We start from the raw sequence: 24,418 nt of genomic DNA, 5'->3' as shown, positions 1-24,418 counted from the left end.
TATTTTAGGTGTTATTAATTGTTACTTTTAGTATTTATTTGTCTAAACAATGAAAACTAATCACATTTAATCTTCTTATAATCCTGTGTTTTTTCGTCATATTCTAAACAAGTTTTTTTTACTAAAACCATTTTATTATTGACTACTTTATATTCGGCTTTTTCAATGCTTCTTCCTGCACAGCATTGATTGTGCTCGTAAATTCTTTTGGTTTTACTATCAAATTCTAGAGAAGTTCCGCTGAAACTGCTTTCAAAGTATTTTCCCGTTTTCGGATTGTACAGAAAATATATTCTTGAAGTATTTGGTCCAGCATAACTAGATTCAAAAACGGAGAATTCTTCAAATCCATCAAAATTGTAATCACCAATATTTACATTATACAATCCCCAAAGTTGACATGCGACATCGACTTTCTGAATTAATTTATCGGTCTTTTTTTCAATGATTTTTATTCCCGAAACCCCAGAAGAACCGCCTTTTTCTTTCGAAACAATCAATTTAAAATACTTGTCTTTTAAAGAAACTGGCTGTAAAATCTCTCTTTCTGACCATTCTTCGCCATTATTATTGAGATCAAATTCTTTCTCCAAACTGATTTTAAGCTCTTTTCCTGAATTTAAATCTTTCCAAATTCCGTTTAATTGATCACTTTCTGCACTATAATTTTCGAAACTTAATTTTGCGGTTTCTTTATCATTTTTATCTTTTTCAGTGAAAACTAAAGTAGTCCCTTTCAGCTTTGCATTTAAAACAATCGGAGTATCATAATTAGAATAAGCATAAATTGCCGTTCCTTGCCCGTCAGAATAAACGTCAGTTACAAACTCGATTGGATATTTGTCAATAAGACCTTTATAATTGATTTGGGCTGATGCAAAAGCTGTGGCTGCCAAAAAAAATAATGAGAATAGTTTTTGCTTCATAAGATTACAATAACATAAATCTGTTTTAGCCATTATGGCAATGATTCATTATAAATAATTTGAATTGAATCATCTTTTTTTGCAGCATCCCAGTAAACAAATGGTTCTGCTTTTTTAATTCCGTCAAGATCTTTTTCAAAATTATTATTATAAACAACCATTGTTTTGATTTCTTTCGCAGATTGTTTAAAAGCATTTTCATTAAATCTTATATTTCCAATATATGAGATCTCTCCTTTGTTTACTTTAAAAGGAATTGAAAATCCATTTACATTATCATTTTTCTGAAGAAACGCAAGACCACTATTGGTAAAAAGTCTAATATTTGTAATTTCATATTCGCCTTCTGGCTTTTCAACTGCAAAAAGGTAGGTCAATCCGTTATCTAAATCTCCTTTATGTCTCATTCTTGTAATCTGAGCAGGAATAAAACGTACTTCTTTTGAATATTTTCTAGAAATTTTAGGATCAGTTGATTTGTAACTTATCAGTAAAAAATATCCGTTAAAACGGGCTTTTTCTTCTGGAAAAGTCATCGACCCGAAAATCAAACCATTGTCTGTTTTCTTTGGGTTAAAAGTCATTTTCTGAGCCGTCAGTTTAGATACAGTTAAACACAAGACAAAAACGGATAAGAATAAAATACGAGATCGAGATTTAATTTTTGCGGTAATTTTCATTTAGTGATTATTTAAAATGATTTGTTTTTGATACTTCGAAAATATAAAATATTATCGTACAAAAATTAATTGTCTAAAAATTACAAATTGACTCTTTTTTAGCTAAAGAAAGTTTAATTAAAGGTAAATGCGTTTCTTCATATCAACATCTTAATCCTATAACAATCCATAAAAATCCTGTAAAATTTTCTTACAGCTTCTCTATAATTTTACATCATAACATTTAAACTATTAAAATCATGAAAAAGTTATTATTAGCCGGAAAAGCCATTTTAGGAGCAGGACTTATCATTATATTTCTTCAATCTTGTAAAAACGAAACCAAACAAGAAGATCCAAAAGAAGTTGCAGAAGATGCAAACGAAGCAAAATTCGATTCTATTGACAGCAAAGAAGATGATTCTGAATTTTTAGTAGATCAAGCCGAAATTAATTTAGCTGAAATCGAAATTGGTAAACTGGCTCAAACAAAAAGTACAAACGCTGAAGTGAAAAAATTTGGTAAAATGCTTGTTGATGAGCACACTAAATCGGCTTCTGAAGTGAGTGCTTTAGCAAAAGCGAAAAACTTTACTCTACCAACTTCTCTAACTGAAGAAGGTCAAGAGGAATACAATAAATTAAACGAAAAATCGGGTGTTGATTTTGATAAAAAATTCGCCGATATGATGATTGATGGTCACGAAAAAGCGATCAAAAAACTTCAAGACGCAACAAAAGATGCCGTTGACGAGGATGTAAAAACTTGGGCTTCTAATAATATTGCAGGTTTAACAGCGCACTTAGAACACGCTAAATTGCTGAAACAAAACCTAGACAAAAAGTAAAATAAATTTAATTGGTTATTATTTATTTTTAGACGCTAAGATTCTGAGATTCTAAGGTTCTAAGTAATGGAGCATCTAAGAACCTCAAATCTTTGCTAAAAAACCCCTCAAGAGTTGAATTGCTTGAGGGGTTTGTTTTTTTAAGATGCTGAGATTCTAAGTTGCTAAGATTCTAAGTTTTCTCTTAGTTGCTTAGTAACTTAGAATCTCAGAGACTTAGATACTTATTTCCCAGCTATCTTCTGCAGATGCTCTGGATATCTTGAGCCTTCTATTGTTATTTTTGATGCGGCATCGTTGATTTCTGAAAGATCGTTAGCGGAAAGCACTAAATCTAATGCGCCAAGGTTTTCTTCTAAACGATGTAATTTTGTAGTTCCTGGAATTGGTGCAATCCAAGATTTTTGAGCCAAAATCCATGCAAGCGCTACTTGTGCGTTTGTTGCTCCTTTTTCAGAAGCAATTTTAGATAATAAATCTACTAAAGCTTGATTTACTTTTCTGGCTTCTGGTGTGAAACGCGGTAATGTATTTCTAAAATCAGTACTATCAAATTGCGTGTTTTCATCAATTTTAGCGGTTAAAAAACCTCTTCCCAACGGACTAAAAGGCACGAAACCAATTCCTAATTCTTCTAATACTGGAAAAATTTCTTCTTCTGGAGTTCTCCACCAAAGTGAATATTCACTTTGCAATGCCGTTACAGGCTGAACTGCGTGCGCACGACGAATGCTTTCTACGCCTGCTTCTGAAAGTCCAAAATGTTTTACTTTTCCTTCCTGAATTAAATCTTTTATAGTTCCTGCAACGTCTTCCATAGGAACATTTGGATCAACGCGATGCTGATAATACAAATCGATTACATCTGTGTTTAATCTTTTTAATGAACCTTCAACGCTTTTTCTAATCCATTCTGGACGGCTGTCTAATCCTTTTTTAGAATCGCCTTCCAAAAAGCCAAATTTTGTCGCAATTACAACTTTATCGCGAAAAGGTGCTAATGCTTCTCCCAATAACTCTTCATTCAAAAACGGTCCATAACATTCTGCCGTATCAAAAAAAGTAATTCCTTTTTCATACGCCGAACGAAGCAGACTGATCATTTCGTTTTTGTCATGAGCTGGCCCATAGCCAAAACTCATTCCCATGCAGCCAAGTCCCAACGCTGAGACTTCTAAACCGCTATTTCCTAGTTTACGTGTATGCATTTTTTTTTAAGTTTCTAAGATGCTAAGATTCTGAGATTCTAAGTTTTTTTCTTGGTTTCCCTCGTCTGAATATCTTAAATTTTTATTTAATTAATAGTTGCTAAGATTTTAAGTGTTTCGCAGAGAAACTTAGAATCTTAGCAACTCCTTAGAATCTTATTTCAAAGAAGCCATATCAATCACAAAACGATATTTGATATCTCCTTTTAATAATCTTTCGTAAGCATTATTTACGTCGTTTACGCCAATTAATTCGATGTCTGCTGTAATGTTGTGTTCTGCACAAAAATCAAGCATTTCTTGAGTTTCTGCGATTCCGCCAATTGCAGATCCTGCAAAGCTTCTTCTTCCTAATAAAAGGCTGAAAGAAGTTACGGGAAGTGGTTCCATTGGAGCTCCAACAAGCGTTAAAGTTCCGTCTACTTTAAGTAGATTTAAGTACGAATCGATATTGTGTTCAGCTGAAACGCAGTCTAAAATAAAGTTCAAGCTTTTAGCATGTTTTGCCATTTGCTCTTGATCTGTAGATAAAACTACTTCGTCAGCTCCAAGACTTTTTGCTGCATCAAATTTAGATACCGATGTAGTAAAAACTACCACATGGGCTCCCATAGCTTTTGCTAATTTGATTCCCATGTGACCTAAACCACCAATACCAACGATTCCTACTTTTTGCCCAGGGCCAACTTTCCAATGTTTTAACGGTGAATAAGTTGTAATTCCAGCACAAAGTAATGGTGCAACTCCAGCAAGATCTAGTTTATCAGAAATATGTAATACATAATTTTCATCTACAACAATACTTTGAGAATATCCTCCAAAAGTATGTCCTCCTAAATGTTTATCTGGAGAATTGAATGTCAATATGTTCCCTTCGTCACAGTATTGTTCTAAATCATTTTTGCAATGCTCACATTCTCTGCAAGAATCGACCATACAACCAACTCCAGCCAGTTCTCCAACTTTAAAGTTTTTTACATGATCCCCAATTTTTACAATTCTTCCCACGATTTCGTGACCAGGAACAATTGGATACATTGTTCCATGCCATTCATTTCTAGCTGAGTGTAAATCTGAGTGACAGATTCCGCAATACAAAATTTCGATTTCTACGTCGTGTGCCTGTACTACTCTTCTTTTAATATCTAGGGTCTTCAATGGTGCTTCGGCAGCTTCAGTACCAAAGGCTTTAATGCTTTTTGTTTCCATAATTTATTGTTGTTTTTTGTTTCAAGTTTAAAGTTTCAGGTTTCAAACCGTTCTGAAATTGCAATAGAAATCTAGCTGATTCATACTGATTTACAAATAGTTATATAAATTTCGATTATTTTTACCTAATCAAAAAATATAATCTGCTATAAATCAGTAAAATCTGCGCAAAAACTTAGAATCTCAGAACCTTAGTATCTTAGAACCTTAGCATCTTTCAAAAGAATAATATTCTTCATCAGTAACGTTTTCCAGCCAAGTTCCATGACCTTTGTCTATTTCTGTAACAATGGTAATATGAGAATATTTTGTCGTTGGTGTTGCTCCGTACCAATGCTCAATTCCAGGTAAAACTGTAATTACTTTCCCTTTTTCGATAAGATTAATTTGTCCGCCTCTTTCTTGGTAATATCCAACTCCATCCGTTACAATGATTAGTTGCAAACTTGCATTACTGTGCCAATTACTTCTTGCTCCGGGTTCAAAAGAAATATCTTTGATAACAGTATTTTCAGGATGAATTTCGCTTGTTTGCTTTTTATATGACACTTCGCCTGTCATATAAGTATTTGGGATTTTACCTTCTTCGATTACAGCAGTGAAATGTGTCGACATAATTTCGTTGTTTTTAGGTTAATAATTAATTTAAAAGTCGTTATAAGCTTATTTAAGTGAAATAATCAGTACATCGAACCTCTTTCTAGAAAGAGATTTTGATTTTAGCAATGTTTTAAAAATGTATATATTTTTCTATTATCAAAAATTTAAAACTAAATATAAAGCTGGACATCGCTTTTGTGAAGTGTTATTTAGCCGTTTAAAAACTGATACAAAGATTCGTTGTTTATTTCAGGGCAAATGTAGAACAATACTACAATGCTGAAATAACAATATTCAAACAAAAAATTAAGAATTTGAAACAATTTACATTCGAAGCGATTTCGGAACCGTTCCTGTAAGTCTTTTGAAGTAATTATTAAAATAACTCGGATATTCAAATCCAAGCGAGTAACCAATATCCGAAATGCTCCAATCTGTGTGCTGCAATAAAGCTTTTGCTTCGTTGATGACTCTTTCTGTAATATGTGCCGTAGTTGGTTTTCCTGTAACTTCTTTCACAGAACGGTTTAAATGATTTACGTGTACAGAAAGACTTTGCGCATAATCTTGAGGCGTTTTTAAAGCTAAAGGCTGGTTTTTGGTCTCGATTGGAAATTGTCTTTCTAATAATTCTAAAAACAAAGAAGTAATTCTTGAAGAAGCATTTTTATGTTTAAAGAAATTCTCCGATGGCTGCATTTTCATCGATTCATGAATAATCAAATTGACATAACTACGCATCAAATCGTCTTTGAATGCATAATCGGTTTCATATTCTTCAATCATTTTCTGGAATAACGAATCAATAAACACCTTTTGTTCAGGAGTTAAAGAAAAAATTGGAGTTCCCCCTATTTTAAACAAAGGAGATTCATGAAGAGTTTCTGATCTGTCTTTGGTTTTAAAAAACTCTTCAGTAAAAACGCAAGCATAACCTTCATATCCTTCAGAAAGCGTTTCCCAAGAATATGGAATAATCGGATTACCGAAAAACAAAATCGTTCCATCGGTTTCTATTCCGCGGTCAGCATACTGTATAATGCTTTTGCTCGTGTTTATACAGATTTTATAAAAGTCTCTTCGGCTATAAACGGGAACTTTACTGAAATCTCCATTTATAGGATAAACCTTAAAACCTTTCATCTTCAAATCTGAAGTGAAATCGCAATTCTGTGTTTCTGTTTGATTATTCATTTTGCAAAGTTATGAAAATCAAACATTATTCTTTTGTTATTTTTTTGTTTCAGGTTTAAAGTTTCAGGTTTGCGAGGTTAACCGCAAAGAGCGCGAAGAATTACGCAAAGTTCGCTAAGTTTTTTTTGAGATAGAAATGCTCGCAAATTCGCTAAGGCGCAAAGTTTTTTCTCAATTTATGTCCTCCTGAGCGAAGTCGAAGGACACGTAAGTAGCTCCGCATAGGATATAAAATGCGCATATCCTTCGACTTCGCTCAGGAAGACAAATGTGAATCTCTAAATTTAACTGAAAATTCCTTTGCGAACCTTGCGTAATTCTTCGCGTTCTTTGCGGTTAAAAAAACTAATTCTTTAAACTCGTTGCTCGCAATCCTTTCGCGGAAGCTGACAAAACTACTTCCTTCGCATTTTCATCTTTCTGAATAATGATTTGAGCATAACCATTAAACAGCTTTCTTTTCCAAGATTCTGCTGGTGTTATTACTTGAATAATTCCTGGATCTGTATTCATAACATCCCAGTCTTTTATTTTTTGTAAAGGTGTTGCTGCAATATGAATGGTATTTTTTCCTTGTTTTAAAATAGCCGAATTCAAAACATATTTTTGAAAATCTTCTTTGCTTGGTTCAACTTTATTTCCGTTCACAAAAACTACTGTTTCAACTCCTATTTTTTTGTAAAAGAAGCTTACCACATTTGAAGTTGAGTTGTTCTTTAAATCAAATTCTCCTTTATAAATGTATGACGGAGCTTGTTTTTTGTAATCACGATTTTTAAAAGCTTCTGTCCATTCGTTTTCTGAATAATTGCGTAATTGCTGAGGCAGAGATGCAGTTGTTTCTTTTTGTTCCATAAAATTACTTATAGCAACTAAAGCAATATCATCAATAAACTGATCGCTTTCTAACGAAGTTGGATCACCGTTTCCTACTCCCAAAATTTTACCGCCTTTTATAGAAAACATAATTTCATCATTTGCTGTCGGAATGTGTAAGCCATTTTTATCTGTAGTTTCAACCGTTACAACAGAAACATTTCCTTTCAATACATTTTCTTTATCTAAAGAAAGTTTAATATTTTCTGGTTTTCCAGTAGTTTTCCGAATGTCTGATAAAACTTTTTTACCGTTTTTATATCCAACAGCTTCCAAAGTTCCTGGAGTATAATTTACTTTCCATTCTAAATGGCTGTTTTGCTCCATTTTCTTTTTTCCGAGGCTTTTTTTGTTGAGAAAAAGTTCTACTTCATCACAGTTTGAATACGCCCAAACATCAATTTCTTTGCCTTCCATTCCACTCCAATTCCAATGTGGCAGTAAATGCAAAACGGGTTCTTTTCCCCACCAAGATTTTAAATAGAAAACATTGTCTTTCGGAAAACCGCAAACGTCCATCATTCCGAAATAAGAAGTTACAGAAGGCCAGCCATAAGGAGTTGGTTCTCCACGATAATCAAAGCCCGTCCAAATGAACATTCCTGCTAAATAAGGCCTTTCGGCGTAGAATTTCCAGCCTTCTTCAATACTATAAAAAGTTGGTCTCGGTTTTTTATCATAAGCACTTTGGTAATGTTTCGCATCATCTGTAAAATAGATGCCTCGGGTTGCAAATGTAGAACCTTCTTCGGTTCCCATTCCTGGCTGTTGCTTAAACTGATTTCTGTGTGCATCAATATCTCCGTTTCCTAAATAATTATATCCCATAATTTCCACAACAGAAGAAATTCCGCTTTTAAATCCGCTACTGATTCCTACTGTTACAGGTCTTGTCGGGTCGATACTTTTGCTGAAATCCTGCATTGTATTGGTAATTCTTTCGCCAGTAATTCCGCCTTCAATCTGCCATTCTTCATTTCCAACTGACCAGCAAAAAATACTTGGATGATTGCGATCTCGTTCCATCATTCGTTGTAAATCATTCAAATGATAATCGTTGATTCCCATTAAGCGCGTTTCATCAATAACCAACATTCCAAGTTTATCGCAAGCATCCAATAATTCTGGTGTTGGCGGATGATGTGAACAACGATAGGCATTTGAACCCATTGCTTTCAGTTTTGCAATTCTATAATACTGAATTTCATCTGGAAGCGCTGTTCCAATTCCTGCGTGATCCTGATGATTGTTAGTTCCTTTCAGTTTTACATGTTTTCCGTTAAGAAAAAAACCATTTTCTGGATCAAACTTTATTGTTCTGATTCCAAATGAAGTTTTATACTGATCAATTACTTTTCCCTCGCTTTTAATTTCGGTAACTAACTGATATAAATTAGGTGAATCAATATCCCACAAAAGCGGATTTTTGACATTCAATTTTGATGAAAAGGTATTTGTTTTATAAAATTCTGGTGCTGTAACATTTTCAGAATTTGTTGCGACTTGCTTTCCTGAAGCATCTAAAACGGTTTGGTTTATTTCGACATTTCCTTTAAAATGCCCTTTGTTCAGCAATTTTACTTCTGCTGTAATTAAAGCATTATCATTTGTAATTTCTGATGTAACATAAGTTCCGTTTTGTGCCACATGAAGTGGATTTGTTTTCTGAAGATAAACATGTCTATAAATTCCTGCTCCTTCATAAAACCAGCCTTCTTCCATCGAAGCATCAACACGGACAACTATTGTATTTTCGCCTCCATAATTTACGTAAGCCGTTACATCATACTCAAAACCGTTATAACCGCTTTCTTCGGTTCCTAAATAGAATCCGTTGAAAAAGACTTTTGAATTCCTAAAAACGCCATCAAATTTTAGAGAAATAATTTTCCCTAAATCTTCATTCGGAATATTGATCTTTTTTCTGTACCAGCCAATACTTTTCTCTGGGAAATTTTTCCCTGCCGATTTGAATCCGTGGCTGAAACTTGCGTTTTCGCTAAAAGGCTGTTCAACTGCCCAGTCGTGTGGTAAATTCAATTTTCTCCAAGCACGATCGTCAAATCCTGAAGCTGCTGGTCCGTCACCAAATCCGGTTTTAGTTAAATAGGAAAAATAACCTTCTGCATGGCCAAAATCCTTTTTTGTATCGTATAAATGCCCGAATGAAAACCGCCAATCTTTATCAATTAAAAAAAGTTCTCTTCCTGATTTATTTTGCGCTAATAAATGGAATGAACATAGAAGAAAAAAGTAAAAAATCGATTTTTGGGTAAAAGTGGTTTTCATGGGTTTGGTTGTTAGTAAATCAAATAGCGATAAAAATAAGGCTTTTAGTAAAGAAACATTAATAGTATTTTATCAAAATGTGATAATCCATTCATACAATGCTTTAGAATGCATTTCAAAATTTAGAATGAATCTAATGGCTTCAGATTCAAAAATGATTTTCTTTTGATGTAATTTTATATTCAAATCTTAAAAAGCAATTATACGATGAGTACTATTATTAACGAAAATAGACTTCAAAGTACTTTTAAAAACCTTGATCATAAGATTAATAAACTTAATGATCAAAAGATTATGGCTTTTTTCGAATCTTTAGGATTATTAGAAAGAAAAGATGTTCCTAGAGACTTTTTGAATTGGGAAAACATATTAATTGTTGTTCCAAATCGACATGTTTCGCACGAACTGAAATATTATAAATACACGATTTCACGAATTTCATTTTTAACAAATCCTTACGCAGATCAAATTCATATTTATGATCTCAAAGATTGGAAAAGCGCATCGGGAAACAAAACACAGTTTCAGATTAGAGAAATGCTGAAAACGAGTTTTGGAGGTGTAAAGAAAGTTATTAAAGAGTCTTAAGAAAAGAATTAAAAATTAAAAGCCCAATATTATCGATTGGGCTTTTTGTTTTTTAACGCCTATCTAGCGAAAGTAAAATTTGACTCATTTTATGTCTTCCTGAGCGAAGTCAAAGGACACGTGTGTTATTCCACAACAATACTTTACGCATATCCTTCGACTTCGCTCAGGAGGACAAACTGAAGTCATTAATGAGGTAGAAGAAAATCTTACTGAACCTCTAAAAGTTCTTTAATTTTAGCTTCTAAAGCCTGTCCGTGAATGTTTTTTGCTAAAATGATTCCGTTTTTATCAATTAAAAAGTTTAATGGAACAGATTGTAGCATATAATCTCCTACAACTGGAGATTGCCAGTATTTTAAATCACTAACATTTGTCCAAGGCAATTTTGCTTTTGCGATTGCTCCCGTCCATAATGGCTTTTTTGTATCCATCGAAACTCCGTAAATCGATAATTTATCTGGATAAGCATTATTCAGTTTTATTAATAAGGGCTGTTCTTTAATGCAAGGCCCGCACCAAGAAGCCCAAAAGTCAACTAAAACTAAAGTTCCTCTTAAAGAAGAAAGTGCAACTTTTTCTCCTTTTGTATCTGGCAGATCGATTTCTGGAGCAATATCTCCAACATCTACGCCTACAACTTGAGCTTTAGAACTGGTAATTACACAACATAAAAATGCTGCAATAAGTAAAGTTTTTTTCATAATGGATTAAGTTTAATTTGGATTTGGGTTGTTTTTTAATCATGTTATTGCCTCAACATTTGTCATTTCGACGAAGGAGAAATCTCCACAAGTAACTCCGCAACGAGAATCCAATCTTTGTCGAGCTTCTCGCGGAGATTTCTCCTTCGTCGAAATGACATACAATGAGAGTAAAAATATTGTGTATTCCTAAGAAACATTAAACAACAAATATAAATTTTCTTTACCAAATTCTCCATCATTTCCTCTCCTCCATCATAAAATTATCCTAAATATTTTTCTTCAAATCCATATATCGGGAAAAGTCGATATATTTGCATCATGGAAACGATAGAAATTTTTAAAGCATTATCCAACAAGTCCAGATTACAAATGCTGGAATGGCTAAAAGAACCCGAAATTAACTTTCCGGGACAGCTTGAACATGCCGGATTTGAGCATGGTGTCTGCGTTGGACAGATTCAAGCCAAAGCTGGTTTGACTCAATCCACAGTATCCGAATACCTGTCTATTTTACAGCGTGCTGGTTTTATTGAAGCCAAGCGTGTTGGACAATGGACTTATTATAAACGTAACGAAGGTGCCTTTGAAGCACTTAGTAAATTAATTCAATCTAATTTGTAAAATTACTATGAGTACAAACAACCTCTTTTCTGAATTTAACTTAAAATCGTTAAATCTGAAAAACCGAATCGTAATGGCGCCAATGACGCGCTCTTTTTCTCCGAACGGAGTTCCAACAGATGAAGTCGCAGCTTATTACCAAAAAAGAGCTGAAGGCGAAGTTGGATTAATTTTATCTGAAGGAACCGTTATTGACAGAAAATCTTCTTCTAATGATGCTAATGTTCCTCACTTTTATGGCGATGCAGCTTTAAATGGATGGAAAAAAGTTATTGACGAAGTTCATGCTGCGGGTGGAAAAATGGCACCGCAAATCTGGCACATGGGAATTATGGACAACCACCATTCTGGATGGGTTCCGCCAGTTCCATTTGAAGGTCCGTCTGGATTAAACCGACCTGATTTTAGAAATGGTGTTACTATGTCTGAAAAAGATATTGAAGATACTATTCTTGCTTTTGGGAAAGCTGCTGCTGATGCGAAAAGATTAGGCTTTGACACTGTTGAAATTCACGGTGCACACGGTTATTTAATTGACCAATTTTTTAGAGCTGAAACGAATTTACGTGAAGATATTTATGGAGGAAAAACACTTCCTGAGCGTAACCGTTTTGCTATTGAAGTCGTAAAAGAAGTGAGAAAGCAAGTTGGAAATGATTTTGCTGTAATTATGAGATTTTCTCAATTCAAACCTTCTGATTACAATTATAAATTGGCTAAAAATCCACAGGAATTAGAAGCTTGGCTTACTCCTCTTGTTGATGCAGGTGTTGATATTATTCACGCTTCACAACGTCGTTTCTGGGAACCAGAATTTGAAGATTCTGATTTGAATTTTGCTGGATGGGCTAAAAAAGTAACTGGAGCTCCAACTATTACCGTTGGTTCTGTGGGACTTTCTGGTGATTTCTTCGGCGCGTTTGCTGGAGAAAGTTCGCAACCGACTTCCTTAGAAGAATTAAACAGACGTTTCGATAGAGGCGATTTTGATTTGGTTGCCGTTGGAAGACCTCTTTTATCAGATCCAAATTGGGTTGCTAAAATCAAAGCTGGAAAAACTGATGAATTAAAAGGTTTTAGTAAAGAAGCTTTAGGACAATTGGTTTTAGAATAAGTTTTAAAGATGCTAAGGTTCTGAGATTCTAAGATGCTAAGTTTTTTTCTTTTGTTGCTTCTTACTGAAAATCGAACTATACTCAAATAAGAAAGGGATGAAGTTTAAAGCTTCATCCCTTTTTGAATATCTATAACTAACAAAATTTAGAAATTCAATTTTTTAAAAGACGCTAAGAAACTAAGATCCTAAGTGACTAAGTTTTATCTTAGAATCCTTTTTGACCAATCTTTATTATCTTAGAACCTTAGCTACTTAGAACCTCAGAACCTTTTTTTCTCTGAAATTTATTTACAAGCCAATTTCTTACTGGTTCATCGTATAGTTTTAAACATACAAAAGCTAGAATGATACTTACGATTAATACGCCGATTCCTTCCAAATAGCCATTTTCCATCGAAACTTTATTATCTACAACCCATGCTGTAAACCAATAAATTAAGGGATAATGTGTAATATAAATTGGGTATGAAATATCTCCGAGAAGTTTGCAAATCTTAAGTGAAAACTCATTTTTAATTTCTCCTCCCGCTCCAATTGCCACAATAATTGGGAAAATAAAAATAATACAGATTGATTCGTATAATCCATTGATCCAAAGACTGTTTTCGTCTCCAAATCTTGGCAATGCTAAAACAATTGTGATTAAAATGCTGCAAACCCAAAAAGCATTTTTTACATGAATTAATTTTCCTAAACGGCATAATAAAACTCCAGCAAAAAACGGATATAACAATCTTGTAAAACCAACATTCATTTGTTCCAAATTCAGCGACCATCCTCCGATTACATCACCTTTTGGACCGAAAACAGTATAATTAATTAACAGTCCGGCAAATATCAGCACAAAAACTGATAGCACTTTATTCGAAAACTTACGAAAGATTAGGGCGTACAAGATATTTGCAATATATTCGAAAAAAAGTGACCACGCCGGACCGTTTAAAGGATGCATTTCTCCCCAACCTCTAATTTCTAATGAAGGTGAAATTGGTAATAATGTAAATCCTATTACCATCGTCAAAATAACTTTCCAAGCTTCCATTCCCCCAATCATTGGAAACAATATATCTGAAGCTTGAAAGTAGTAAAATATTGCACCAATAATCATTCCTAAAATAACCATTGGCTGCAAACGAATTAATCGGCGTTTGTAAAATTCCCATTGTCCCATTTTTCCCCAGCGATCGTCATACGCGTAAGCGACAACAAATCCAGACAAAAGGAAAAAGAAATCTACTGCAAGATATCCGTGATTTATAATTTGTACAAAACGATTTCCTCCAGCAAAAGCTTCAAAAATATGAAAGGCAACCACTAAAATGGCAGCAACTCCACGCAATCCGTCCAGAATTTCGTAATGTTTTTTTGGTTTTATATCAGATGAAATTGAACTCATATAAAAATGGTTAATTATTAATGGTTAATGGTTAATTGAATTAATAATTGATAATTTACAATTAACAATTATTATTGATGGTTTTTAAGCCATTCTGCTCTTCTTTGATCTGGTAAATGTTTTACGGAGAAGTTTTCGAATTTCGCTTCAAAACCTTTTCCGTCTGGAGAAGCAGCCATTAAACCAACCATAACTGGCGTGTTGTCTTGTAAAGGCGCGTTTCTGGTCATGATATAGTTTTTATCATCAAAAGAATAGAATATCTCAACGGCATCTAATCTTCTAACGGCTTTAATCCAAATAAAAGGCGGTACTTTATCGAGAGTCGTTACACTCCAATCGCTTTTATCGTGTGTTACAACTGTGCTTACATTGAATTTTCCGTCAACAAACTCCACACCTGTTTTGATATAATTTTTTTCGTCAATACGAATCATTAATCCCATTTGGTCAAAACGAGCAATGTAATTTCCAGTCAATTTAACTTTTGCCTCAAATTCACCACCATAATTAGCATAATAAAAAGGCGCATCATCAACCGTAAATCCGTAATGAGAAATTCTCCAATAATCGCTATTCGCGGTTACATTCATAATTAAAGCATTGTTTTTAATTTCCCATTTTTCAGGTTCATTAAACCATTGCATTTTATTCAGTGTCTGTGCTGAAATATTTTGGCACAAAACAAGTCCAATTGTAAAAAATAATATTCGTTTCATTTTATTTGATTCTTAATTTTTCAAAAGGTAAAACTTCTAACGTTTTACTTTTAACCTCTAACTTTTTAAGACAAAAGCAAAGCTGCAAATTTTGACACTTGCAGCTTTACAAACCAACCAATTTTTAGAAATAAAAAAACTTATTTAAGTGAGAAGTTCACTTTAGATTTTATATCTGTAGATGAAGCTCCAATAATCGCTTCAAAATCACCAGGTTCAGCAACCCATTCATGTTTTTTATCGTCGAAGAAACTTAAAGCCGTTTTATCAATTGTAAACGTTACTGTTTTTTCTTCTCCCGCTTTCAGAGCCACTTTCTCAAAACCTTTTAATTCTTTGATCGGACGAACTAAAGAAGATTTAACATCGGTAATGTACAATTGCACCACTTCAGATCCTTCTCTGCTTCCTGTATTTTTTACATTAACTGAAAATGTGATTTTATCTTCAGCGTTAATTTGTTTTTTATCAGCAGTTACTTTTCCGTAAGCAAAAGTTGTGTAGCTTAAACCATGTCCAAAAGGGAACAATGGTTTGATTTTGTTTTTGTCAACCCAACGGTATCCAACAAAAATTCCTTCGTTGTATTTTACTTCATCTCCACCTGGGAATTCACCTAAAGCGTGAGCTCCGTTGTCAGACAATTTTACTGGGAAAGTGAAAGATAATTTTCCAGAAGGATTCACATCTCCAACCAAAACATTAGCTAAAGCATTTCCAGCTTCAGTTCCTAAAAACCATCCTTGAACAACTCCTGGAACTTCTTTAATCCAAGGCATTGCAACAGCATTTCCAGAAATATTTACGAAAACAATGTTTTTGTTTACTTTCGCTAATTCGTTGATTAATTTATCTTGACCATAAGGCAATTCTAATTGTTTACGATCGTGACCTTCGTCATCTTGATTTTCACTTTTATTTAAACCTCCAATGAAAAGAACGATATCTGCATCTTTAGCAACTTTTAAAGCCTCAGCAGTTAGTTCAGCTTGAGGACGTTTTTCTTCTAAACTAACTTTAGCAATAACGCCATTGTAATTACTTGTAGGATCTCCTACGTAACCTCTTGCGTATACAATTTCAGCTTGGTTTCCGATTCTTTTCTTTAAACCTTCAAGCGGCGTGATTTCGTATCTTGCTTTAAGCGAAGAACTTCCTCCACCAACTGTCATCATTTTAATAGCATTTTCTCCAATTACAGCAATCTTTTTAGTTTTAGAAAGATTGATTGGTAGAATATTATTGTTGTTTTGCAATAAAACAATTCCTTCTTCAGCAATTTTACGACCCGCTAAAGCGTGTTCTTCAGTTCCGAAAGATCCAAAAGGACGATTTCTATCCATTGTAGTCAAGAAAGATAAACGTAAAATACGACGTACTTTTTCATCTAATTCTTTTGTTCCGATTTCTCCTTTTCTGATCATTTCAGAATATGGTTTTGCTAAGTAATAATTGTCATAAGCATTACTTGTTCCCCAAGAAAGACCATTTGTCCAAGAACCAAATTCCATATCCAAACCATTGTGAATTGCTTGTTTAGTGTCGTTAACTCCACCCCAATCTGAAACTACAACTCCTTTGAAACCCCATTCTCCACGAAGAATATCGTTTAATAAATATTCGTTGTGGCAGCATTGCTGTCCTTTATATTTGTTGTAAGATCCCATGATCGACCAAACATCACCTTCTTGAACTGCAGCTTTAAAAGCAGGAAGATAAATTTCGTATAACGCACGATCGTCAACGATTACATTAACTGAGTTACGATTTGTTTCTTGATTATTTAAAGCGAAGTGTTTAACGCAGGCAGCAACTCCATTTGACTGAACTCCTTTAATATAAGGAACAACCATTTTTGCTGCTAAAAACGGATCTTCTCCCATATATTCGAAGTTACGACCATTTAATGGACTTCTGTAAATGTTTACACCAGGCCCTAATAATACGTTTTTGTTACGGTAACGTGCTTCTTCTCCAATAGATTTACCATATAAGGAAGCCAATTCTTTGTTCCAAGTTGATGAAAGTGCGGTAAGCGCTGGAAAAGCGATACAAGAATCATTTGTCCATCCTGCTTGATCCCATTCGTCCCATTTTACCTCTGTACGAATTCCGTGTGGCCCATCAGTCATCCAGTTTTCTGGAATTCCAAGACGTTTTACACCTGGAGAACTAAATTTAGACTGCGCATGAATTATGGCAATTTTCTCCTCGGTAGTCATTCGCTTAAGCGCATCTTCTACGCGCTCTTCAATCGGTTTTTTATCGTCTAGATAAACTGGAACTTTGTTCTGGGCATTCACCCCCAAAGAACTTAGTAAAAGTAAAACAACAATTGTTTTAACGTTTTTCAACATAACAGTAATTATTAAAGCATTAGTTTATAAGTGGGAATGTCTTCCTAAGAAAACACTTTTTTATCATATTGTAAAACTAAAACGTTATAGTACAAGTTACATTTTTAAACCAAAAAAAGTAGTGAATTAAAAAATTAAAATATTGATTTACAATTATTTAACACTTTTAAAACCTTGAAAAAAGTAGTGGATTTAAAATAAATATTTATACTTTCAAAGACATTGAACCAATTTTCATGACCATTTCTTCGAAATCATTTCGCGAAACTGCAGCCTTATTTCGCGCTCTTGTACGATAGTTGTAAATTGTGCTTAAAGAATATCGTAAAAATGCAGCTATTTTAACACTGTCAGTAATTCCGAGTCTGATTAAAGCGAAAATTCGAAGTTCAGTATTTAGCAATTCATTTTGCTTTAAAACGATTTGTTCTTCTGGAATTAATAAAGCATTAAAATCTTTAACGAATGTTGGATATAAATTCAGAAAAATAATATCAAAATTCTTGTATAATTCTTCTAACTCATTATCAACTAAAGTAGTTGACTTTAATATTTTATAAATTTCGTCGAATTGCTTTGCGGTCGCTTTTTTGTTTAAGATAATACGGTAATTCTCCAGCTTATTAATGTAAGTTGAACAAAGATTGAAGAAATGGGCAATATATTCTTCTTTAACTAAATTAGATTCAGACAATTGTAAATTACTTTCTTGCAACTGACTATTTGTTTCGGTAATATCTTTGTTTAATTCTGCTAATTTCTGACTGGTTTCATAAAGTTCTGTTCGAATTCTCGACACTTTTTTCATTTGCTTGTAAACATAGATTATTGCAACAAGCAAAAACAGAGAAAGCAAACTGATACAAAGCAAATAAATCTGTAATTCGCTTTTTCGTTGTGCTTCGCGTTCTTGATAAACCGTGTTAATGATCGAATATACTTCTGACATTAATAAGGTTCTAAATTGAACATTACAATACAAAGCATCTTCAATTGCCGATTGTGTCAATTTATACGCCATATCTACATCTCCAATTTCATAAAAAACCAAAGCCAATTCCTGCAATGAAGCATTGTCTTTATTGGCATTTTTAATATCCGAAGTGGCAGAAAGTGCGTAGTATTTTTTTCTGGATTCTAAATCATGAGTAACTTCTGCAATTTTCCCAAGCAAATAAGTAATCATGGCATATTGCGGACTTTCTTCATTCGTTTTATTTAATAAAGCTAATAATTGCTTTTTGGGATCATTGTACTTCTTATCAATAAAAATATCTTGCTGAATTCTATTAATTTTAAAATCTAACGTATTCGGATTTAAAATACTTAATAATGAATCTCGGTATTTACCAATTTGTTTTCTGTATTCTGGACTATAACTATTAGCCGCATAATGTTCAAAAAACTCACGATACGAAATATAATAGTTTGGGAGTAATGAAGTGGCTAAACTTTTTTTATCAATGCTTTTTAAAAGAGCTTCAGATTCACGGTATTTTCCTGACGAAGAATAAAGTGTTACCAATTGTAATTGCGCTAAATTAAAAAGCTCTTTATTCTGAAGTTCTTCGGCAATTTTGAGATTCTTTTTTACATATTGAATAGCCGAATCTGAATTTAGTTTTTGATATTCGAGATATAAAGTTTTATTGTAATTGTACTCCTGCTCTTTAGTAAGATTCTCCGATTTTATCTTCTTGAAGTTTTGAATTCGCTCTTCTTTAATCTTTACATAATGCTGCTTATTTTTAATCGCCTCATTTAATTTTTTTAGAATAACATCTGTACCCTCCGATGCAAAAACTGGAAAGTGTACTATGATAAGAAACAGAAATAGGCAATATTTTTTCAAGTCGATTTAATATAAAGGAATTACAAATATAACAAAGCGAAAATATAAAAAACGAATTATTTAACTATGGTTAAAATGTACTAAAAAATGATGATTCTTTTATTAGTGATATAAATAGGATAATCACAAAGTGCTTTATATATAAATAAAATGATTTCGTTTTGATTTTATCAAACTCGAAATCATTTATTTACGAATATATTTTCAAAACTAAATGTGCGCCACAATTGGTGCAAATAAACAGCTTTCTGGAATATCAAAAGCATTTACAAGAGCCACAGCATCTGGGCGAATATCCCAACAAAGCTGATTTACGATTTTACGAACTGCTTTGGTTTTCACTGCTTCCATATAACCGTCTTCTAAATACCAAGCTTTATTTTTTTCGATTTGTGAAAGTGCATACAATTGATTCAATTTCGTTAAAATTGCTTTTGATGATTCATCTTCAACCGCTTTTATTGCAAGTTGAAATTTCTCTAAAACTATTCTTTCTAAATACGCTTGCGCCACATCAATCATTTGGTGCTGAACCACATTAAAAGCATCATAAGGTTCTAATCCGCCATCGATTAATTTCTTGATACGTCGCGCTGCAGAAGCCAAAATTGTTTTTTCTCTGTGAACAAATGCCTGAAGATGAAATTCCCCGTCTAATAAATGTTCGTCATCTGTCCTTCTCGTTGCAATTGGATTCTTTTCTGCAATGGCTGTTTTTGCATTTTCATACACATAATTGATAATTCCCAACGAACCCATTTCTCCAAATGTTTTTCTGAATTCTGCTAGACGGTTTTTAGCCACTAATTGCATTAAAACAGTATTATCTCCTTCAAAAGTCGTATAGATTTCTGTATCATTTTTTAGTGCATCGATTCGGTTTTCGGATAAATAACCTTTTCCGCCGCACGCTTCTCTACATTCTTGCAAAATATCTCTTGTACTCCAAGTTGAATACGATTTCATTCCCGCCGCCAAAGCTTCAATTTCCTGCATTTCGGTTTCGGTTCTATTTAAAAATCTACTCGTCAAGTATTGAAGAGCAAAATGAACGGCATACGTTTTAGCCAAATGTGGCAATAATCTGCGTTGATGCATTCTGTAATTTAAAATCGGAACTTCAGATCCGCCTTCTGGTCCAAATTGTCTTCTTTGATCGCTGTAGCGAATAGCAATTGTCAATCCAGATTTTGCTGCCGCCAAAGCCGAACGCGGAATTCCGATTCTTCCTCCAACCAAAGTGCCTAACATGGTAAAAAATCGTCTGTTGTCACTTGGAATCGGACTTTCGAATTCGCCTTTATCATTTACAGAAGCAAAACGATCCAACATATTTTCTTTTGGAATTACGACGTTGTCAAAACTAATTGTTCCGTTATCAACTCCGTTTAATCCCATTTTATGACCGCAATCTCCAATTGTTACTCCGTTTAACACATTTCCGTTTGGATCACGTAAAGGAACCACAAAAGCATTTACGCCATAATCATGATCGTCAATAATTAATTTAGCAAAAACAGTTGCCATTTGTCCATGAACAGCAGCATTTCCGATATACTCTTTTTGAGCATTTTTATTTGGCGTATGAATCGTAAAAGTTTGATTGTTATGATTGTAAGTCGCTCTAGTTTCTAGACCTTTTACATTCGATCCGTGATGCGTTTCAGTCATTGCAAAACAACCTGGAAGTTTAAGCGAACCAATGTCTTTTAAATATTTAGCATAATGTTTTTCGGTTCCTAATGATTGAACACTCATTCCCCAAAGTCCAAACTGAACTCCGAATTTAATTACCAAACTTAAATCATGATAACTCAACGTTTCCATAATGGCAAAATAATCTTCTACATTCCCTCCTCCTCCGTATTCTTTTGGGTACGCCATACTTCCGAGGTTTTCATCGGCTAGAATTTTACACCATTTGTAAACGGTTTGTCTAAAAACATTAATATCGGTAGAAGTTTCATAAGCAAATTCAGGTCTTGAAATCACCGATTTTACTCTTTTGATTATTGCTGCTTCTTTTCCATCTAAAATTTGAGTAATTTTTTGAATATCAAAACTAGCATTGGTATGAGAATCTGCCGTAAAAGAACCTGCTTTGGTTTTGAAGTTCTGAAGTGCTTCTTCTCCCAAAATTCCTAAATCATTTTCTAGTTTTTTAAAATCAGGTTCAATTAGCGTTAAATCTAAATCTTGGTCTGAAAGTGCTTTTGCAATATCAAAAATCGACTTGATCGAAGATTTATCCTGAATACTTTTTTCAATATCCAATTTCCATTGTGTGAGTTCATTTCGCGAAGGCGGATTTGAAATATCTACTTTAGAAAGCAAATACTCTTTTTCTTCTTCAGATAAAACATTTAAGGAATTTATAAAGTCTTTTAAAGTTGTAAATTCTTTTTGTGTCAATAAATCATCTGACCACACTAAATAAAATAACGGAGTAAAGGCTTGAAGTTTGGTATTTTTCATATCAATAGGTTCGGTTTGTATTAGATTTTTTATAGCCACGAATTCACGAATTATTTAAAAAAATTAAATTCAAAAAATTCGTGAATTCGTGGCTATCCTTTTTTCGCATTATCGCATAAAAAAACAGGAATGAAAAATAGTCATTCCTGTTTAAACATCCTGTTAAGATTCTGGTAATTTTCGATTTTAAACCAATAAAAAATATGAAAACTAAGAATTAAGAACCTTTGGATATTGAGGTCATTTTTTGCTTCATCGCAAAAATATGATGTGAATTAAAAACTAACACTGCGGCAAAAATAATTCCGTATGCTGTTATTTGTAAAGGTGAAATATTTTCTTTAAAAACAAAGGCTGCCAACCCAAACGCAATCATCGGATTGATGTTTAATAACATTCCAACTGTTGAAGAATTGATTCCGGAAAGTACGTACAAATTCAGGAAAAGCGGTACAATTGTAAATAAGATTGCAATTGTTTCAATACAGAAATAGAATTTAAATTCCGTTGGAACTGGTCCTCCATAACTTGGATAAAATGGCAATAAACACAATGCAGCCAATGTGATATGAAAAGTCAGAACAATAAACTTGTCAAAACCTTTATTGGCACGCTGACTCACTAAATAAGCAGCATAAGTTAAACCAATTATGACACTAAAAAACATATCCATTATATCGCTGTATGAAAGCAACATACAGCCCGAAATACTTAGTCCGACAGAAAGCCATTGTGTTTTTAGCAGTTTTTCTTTCAGTATAAAATAAGCCAACAAAGTCGTTAAAATTGGGCAAACCAAGTATGCCAAAGAAGCTGCTTTTACGCTAACGTGATTCACTACATAAATAAAAGTAAACCAATTTGCCATCAAAAATGCGCTTCCGCCAATATTCAGCAGAATTGATTTTCTTTTTTCTGATTTTGGTAAAGCTTTGAAAATTTCAATGGTTTCTTTTATTTGTTTTCTTTTGAATAAAAAAGCAATCAAAAGCATTAAAATACCACAGCTGAAAACACGAAAAAACAAAATATCCAATGACGGATATTCATGAATTGGCTTTAAAACCAAACTGAAAAGTCCCCATGTAATAAAGGCTGAAATCGCCGCGATATAATACTTTGTTGTTTTCACAAAATTGCTTTTTTGAATTGTTTTCTTTTGATGAGGCAAATTTCTTAAAAATAAAACAGCAATACAGATACAGTTTTTGTAAATTGCAGCATAACAGTTTTATTTTTTATGAAAAATTCAAATTACTTATATCTTCAATTTGCTGACCTAATCGAGAAACAGATTAAATCGGGCGTTTTAAATGTTGGCGATAAATTGCCTTCTATAAGAGAAGTCTGCGCCGAAACGGGTTACAGCATGAGCACCGTAAGTAAAGCTTATTATGAAATTGAAAGCCGTTCACTAATTGAAGCGCGACCGCAATCTGGTTATTATGTGAGTAATATTTCTGCACGAGTTATTCCAGAACCGTCGGCAAGTAAACCGCTTTTAACTCTAGAAAATATTGAACGCGAGGATTTAGTAGATTTGGTTTATGGCGATATGCGAAAAAAAGATATTACAATGCTTTCGCTTGGTTTCCCGTCCAATGAATTGCTTCCAATTGCAAAACTCAATAAAGGAATGGTTCAGGCAATGCGCCAATTACCCAACAGCGGAACGAGTTATGAGGAAATTGAAGGAAATAGTAATTTAAGAAAAGAAATTGCACGCTGGTCTTTTACTTGGGGCGGTTCTCTTACTGAAGATGATATTATAACAACTCCAGGCTGTATTTCGGCAATTTCAGATTGTTTGTTAACGCTGACAAAGCCGGGAGATACTATTATTACGGAAAGTCCGGTTTACTTTGGAATTCTGCAATTGGCCAGATCATTAGGTTTGTATGTAATGGAACTTCCTACCAATATGACAACAGGAATTGAATTGGAAGCGGTCAAAAAAACACTTGCTACAAATAAGGTAAAAGCTTGCGTTTTGATGAGCAATTTTAGTAATCCGTCTGGAAGTATGCTGCCGAACGAGCATAAAAAAGAGATTGTGAGATTAATGGATTTCTATAATGTTCCGTTAATTGAAGACGATATTCACGGCGATTTGTACTTTGGCACAAGCCGACCAACTAATTGCAAAACCTATGACGAAAGCGGAATTGTTTTATGCTGCAGTTCTGTTTCTAAAACTTTGGCACCTGGTTATCGTGTAGGTTGGGTTTCGCCAGGAAAATTTAAGAAAGAAGTTTTGAGAACGAAATTATATCACACCATTTCCAATACCACTATTACACATGAAGTGGTTGGAGATTTCTTGAAAAATGGCCGTTATGAAAACCATCTTAGAAAAATTCGTCAGATTTTGAATCGAAATTGTACTAATTACATCAATACCGTTTTGGAATCTTTTCCTGCAGGAACAAAAGTGAGCCAGCCTCAAGGTGGATTTTTCCTTTGGGTAGAATTGGATAAAAAAATTGATACAGCGGCTTTTTATCATTTAGCACTCAAACATAATATTAGTATTGCGCCAGGGAGGATTTTCTCATTTCAAAATCAATTTTCAAACTGTATGCGATTGAGTTTTGGATTGCCTTGGTCTAATGAGTTGAGAACTGCTATTCAGACATTGGGGAGATTGGCGAAACAGTTGTAATCGCTTTTTTTTTGTCATTGCGAGGAACGAAGCAATCCCATTTGCTAAATCAAACTTTGCGCATTATTGTTAGTGTGATTGCTTCGTTCCTCGCAATGACAAAAAAAGTTGGACA

General features: G+C 33.7%; 19 protein-coding genes. 5 read left to right on the top strand and 14 right to left on the bottom strand.

The window, feature by feature from the left end; genetic code table 11:
- Window positions 1–56 precede the first annotated feature (56 nt).
- Window positions 57–926: an XAC2610-related protein gene (locus tag V6624_RS13875; protein WP_338838981.1), complete on the bottom strand. Its 870-nt coding sequence runs from the start codon at window positions 924–926 to the stop codon at window positions 57–59.
- A 32-nt stretch (window positions 927–958) separates the two neighbouring features.
- Window positions 959–1,606, bottom strand: a complete 648-nt coding sequence (locus V6624_RS13870) for a hypothetical protein (protein WP_338838979.1) — start codon at window positions 1,604–1,606, stop codon at window positions 959–961.
- A 239-nt stretch (window positions 1,607–1,845) separates the two neighbouring features.
- On the opposite strand from V6624_RS13870, the gene V6624_RS13865 reads away from it, so the two are divergent.
- Window positions 1,846–2,433, top strand: coding sequence for a DUF4142 domain-containing protein (locus V6624_RS13865; RefSeq protein WP_111290364.1), 588 nt, complete (start codon window positions 1,846–1,848; stop codon window positions 2,431–2,433).
- Window positions 2,434–2,657: 224 nt separating this feature from the next.
- Here the strand turns inward: V6624_RS13865 and V6624_RS13860 are convergent, their stop codons facing one another.
- The 5 genes from V6624_RS13860 to galA form a co-directional block, all read right to left on the bottom strand.
- Window positions 2,658–3,641, bottom strand: a complete 984-nt coding sequence (locus V6624_RS13860) for an aldo/keto reductase (protein ID WP_338838977.1) — start codon at window positions 3,639–3,641, stop codon at window positions 2,658–2,660.
- Window positions 3,642–3,797: 156 nt separating this feature from the next.
- The gene (locus tag V6624_RS13855) at window positions 3,798–4,850 is read right to left on the bottom strand and encodes an NAD(P)-dependent alcohol dehydrogenase (protein WP_338838976.1); all 1,053 of its coding nucleotides are present in this window, start codon (window positions 4,848–4,850) and stop codon (window positions 3,798–3,800) included.
- A gap of 207 nt (window positions 4,851–5,057) precedes the next feature.
- The gene (locus tag V6624_RS13850) at window positions 5,058–5,465 is read right to left on the bottom strand and encodes a cupin domain-containing protein (RefSeq protein ID WP_111290358.1); all 408 of its coding nucleotides are present in this window, start codon (window positions 5,463–5,465) and stop codon (window positions 5,058–5,060) included.
- A 309-nt stretch (window positions 5,466–5,774) separates the two neighbouring features.
- A complete protein-coding gene (locus V6624_RS13845) occupies window positions 5,775–6,644 on the bottom strand; it encodes a helix-turn-helix domain-containing protein (protein WP_111290356.1) in 870 nt (289 codons plus the stop codon).
- Window positions 6,645–6,989: 345 nt separating this feature from the next.
- Window positions 6,990–9,809, bottom strand: a complete 2,820-nt coding sequence (gene galA, locus V6624_RS13840) for a beta-galactosidase GalA (protein WP_338838974.1) — start codon at window positions 9,807–9,809, stop codon at window positions 6,990–6,992.
- A 207-nt stretch (window positions 9,810–10,016) separates the two neighbouring features.
- Here galA and V6624_RS13835 point away from each other — a divergent pair, with 207 nt between their 5' ends.
- Window positions 10,017–10,397, top strand: coding sequence for a hypothetical protein (locus V6624_RS13835; protein ID WP_338838973.1), 381 nt, complete (start codon window positions 10,017–10,019; stop codon window positions 10,395–10,397).
- A gap of 209 nt (window positions 10,398–10,606) precedes the next feature.
- Here V6624_RS13835 and V6624_RS13830 read toward each other — a convergent pair whose 3' ends face one another.
- A complete protein-coding gene (locus V6624_RS13830) occupies window positions 10,607–11,101 on the bottom strand; it encodes a TlpA family protein disulfide reductase (RefSeq protein ID WP_111290351.1) in 495 nt (164 codons plus the stop codon).
- Window positions 11,102–11,422: 321 nt separating this feature from the next.
- Between V6624_RS13830 and V6624_RS13825 the strand changes: the two genes are divergently transcribed.
- Window positions 11,423–11,725, top strand: a complete 303-nt coding sequence (locus V6624_RS13825; RefSeq protein ID WP_091496855.1) for an ArsR/SmtB family transcription factor — start codon at window positions 11,423–11,425, stop codon at window positions 11,723–11,725.
- A gap of 7 nt (window positions 11,726–11,732) precedes the next feature.
- Window positions 11,733–12,839 (top strand): NADH:flavin oxidoreductase, encoded by a 1,107-nt coding sequence (locus V6624_RS13820; protein ID WP_338838970.1) that lies wholly within the window; start codon window positions 11,733–11,735, stop codon window positions 12,837–12,839.
- A 247-nt stretch (window positions 12,840–13,086) separates the two neighbouring features.
- Here V6624_RS13820 and V6624_RS13815 read toward each other — a convergent pair whose 3' ends face one another.
- The 6 genes from V6624_RS13815 to V6624_RS13790 form a co-directional block, all read right to left on the bottom strand.
- Window positions 13,087–14,238 carry an acyltransferase gene (locus V6624_RS13815; protein WP_338838969.1) on the bottom strand — a complete coding sequence of 384 codons (1,152 nt, stop codon included), beginning with the start codon at window positions 14,236–14,238 and terminating at the stop codon, window positions 13,087–13,089.
- A gap of 71 nt (window positions 14,239–14,309) precedes the next feature.
- Window positions 14,310–14,957: a DUF1349 domain-containing protein gene (locus V6624_RS13810; protein ID WP_338838968.1), complete on the bottom strand. Its 648-nt coding sequence runs from the start codon at window positions 14,955–14,957 to the stop codon at window positions 14,310–14,312.
- A 140-nt stretch (window positions 14,958–15,097) separates the two neighbouring features.
- Window positions 15,098–17,314, bottom strand: a complete 2,217-nt coding sequence (locus V6624_RS13805; protein ID WP_338838967.1) for a glycoside hydrolase family 3 C-terminal domain-containing protein — start codon at window positions 17,312–17,314, stop codon at window positions 15,098–15,100.
- 205 nt (window positions 17,315–17,519) lie between these two features.
- A complete protein-coding gene (locus tag V6624_RS13800) occupies window positions 17,520–19,166 on the bottom strand; it encodes a DUF6377 domain-containing protein (protein WP_338838966.1) in 1,647 nt (548 codons plus the stop codon).
- 210 nt (window positions 19,167–19,376) lie between these two features.
- Window positions 19,377–21,641 (bottom strand): acyl-CoA dehydrogenase, encoded by a 2,265-nt coding sequence (locus tag V6624_RS13795; protein ID WP_338838965.1) that lies wholly within the window; start codon window positions 21,639–21,641, stop codon window positions 19,377–19,379.
- A gap of 217 nt (window positions 21,642–21,858) precedes the next feature.
- Window positions 21,859–22,773 carry an EamA family transporter gene (locus tag V6624_RS13790; RefSeq protein WP_338838964.1) on the bottom strand — a complete coding sequence of 305 codons (915 nt, stop codon included), beginning with the start codon at window positions 22,771–22,773 and terminating at the stop codon, window positions 21,859–21,861.
- A 108-nt stretch (window positions 22,774–22,881) separates the two neighbouring features.
- On the opposite strand from V6624_RS13790, the gene V6624_RS13785 reads away from it, so the two are divergent.
- Entirely contained in the window at window positions 22,882–24,303 is a 1,422-nt protein-coding gene (locus tag V6624_RS13785) for a PLP-dependent aminotransferase family protein (protein WP_111290339.1), read from the top strand.
- Window positions 24,304–24,418: the final 115 nt, after the last annotated feature.

Origin of the sequence: Flavobacterium ginsenosidimutans (genome assembly GCF_037478105.1) — a bacterium.
GTDB lineage: Bacteria > Bacteroidota > Bacteroidia > Flavobacteriales > Flavobacteriaceae > Flavobacterium > Flavobacterium ginsenosidimutans.
This window is presented reverse-complemented; position numbering and strand designations above follow the sequence as displayed.

What these genes read in the sequence shown, in the direction of transcription:
- V6624_RS13875 (WP_338838981.1), bottom strand. Translation starts at nt 926, where the DNA reads ATGAAGCAAAAACTATTCTCATTATTTTTTTTGGCAGCCACAGCTTTT.
- V6624_RS13870 (WP_338838979.1), bottom strand. Translation starts at nt 1,606, where the DNA reads ATGAAAATTACCGCAAAAATTAAATCTCGATCTCGTATTTTATTCTTA.
- V6624_RS13865 (WP_111290364.1), top strand. Translation starts at nt 1,846, where the DNA reads ATGAAAAAGTTATTATTAGCCGGAAAAGCCATTTTAGGAGCAGGACTT.
- V6624_RS13860 (WP_338838977.1), bottom strand. Translation starts at nt 3,641, where the DNA reads ATGCATACACGTAAACTAGGAAATAGCGGTTTAGAAGTCTCAGCGTTG.
- V6624_RS13855 (WP_338838976.1), bottom strand. Translation starts at nt 4,850, where the DNA reads ATGGAAACAAAAAGCATTAAAGCCTTTGGTACTGAAGCTGCCGAAGCA.
- V6624_RS13850 (WP_111290358.1), bottom strand. Translation starts at nt 5,465, where the DNA reads ATGTCGACACATTTCACTGCTGTAATCGAAGAAGGTAAAATCCCAAAT.
- V6624_RS13845 (WP_111290356.1), bottom strand. Translation starts at nt 6,644, where the DNA reads ATGAATAATCAAACAGAAACACAGAATTGCGATTTCACTTCAGATTTG.
- galA (WP_338838974.1), bottom strand. Translation starts at nt 9,809, where the DNA reads ATGAAAACCACTTTTACCCAAAAATCGATTTTTTACTTTTTTCTTCTA.
- V6624_RS13835 (WP_338838973.1), top strand. Translation starts at nt 10,017, where the DNA reads ATGAGTACTATTATTAACGAAAATAGACTTCAAAGTACTTTTAAAAAC.
- V6624_RS13830 (WP_111290351.1), bottom strand. Translation starts at nt 11,101, where the DNA reads ATGAAAAAAACTTTACTTATTGCAGCATTTTTATGTTGTGTAATTACC.
- V6624_RS13825 (WP_091496855.1), top strand. Translation starts at nt 11,423, where the DNA reads ATGGAAACGATAGAAATTTTTAAAGCATTATCCAACAAGTCCAGATTA.
- V6624_RS13820 (WP_338838970.1), top strand. Translation starts at nt 11,733, where the DNA reads ATGAGTACAAACAACCTCTTTTCTGAATTTAACTTAAAATCGTTAAAT.
- V6624_RS13815 (WP_338838969.1), bottom strand. Translation starts at nt 14,238, where the DNA reads ATGAGTTCAATTTCATCTGATATAAAACCAAAAAAACATTACGAAATT.
- V6624_RS13810 (WP_338838968.1), bottom strand. Translation starts at nt 14,957, where the DNA reads ATGAAACGAATATTATTTTTTACAATTGGACTTGTTTTGTGCCAAAAT.
- V6624_RS13805 (WP_338838967.1), bottom strand. Translation starts at nt 17,314, where the DNA reads ATGTTGAAAAACGTTAAAACAATTGTTGTTTTACTTTTACTAAGTTCT.
- V6624_RS13795 (WP_338838965.1), bottom strand. Translation starts at nt 21,641, where the DNA reads ATGAAAAATACCAAACTTCAAGCCTTTACTCCGTTATTTTATTTAGTG.
- V6624_RS13785 (WP_111290339.1), top strand. Translation starts at nt 22,882, where the DNA reads ATGAAAAATTCAAATTACTTATATCTTCAATTTGCTGACCTAATCGAG.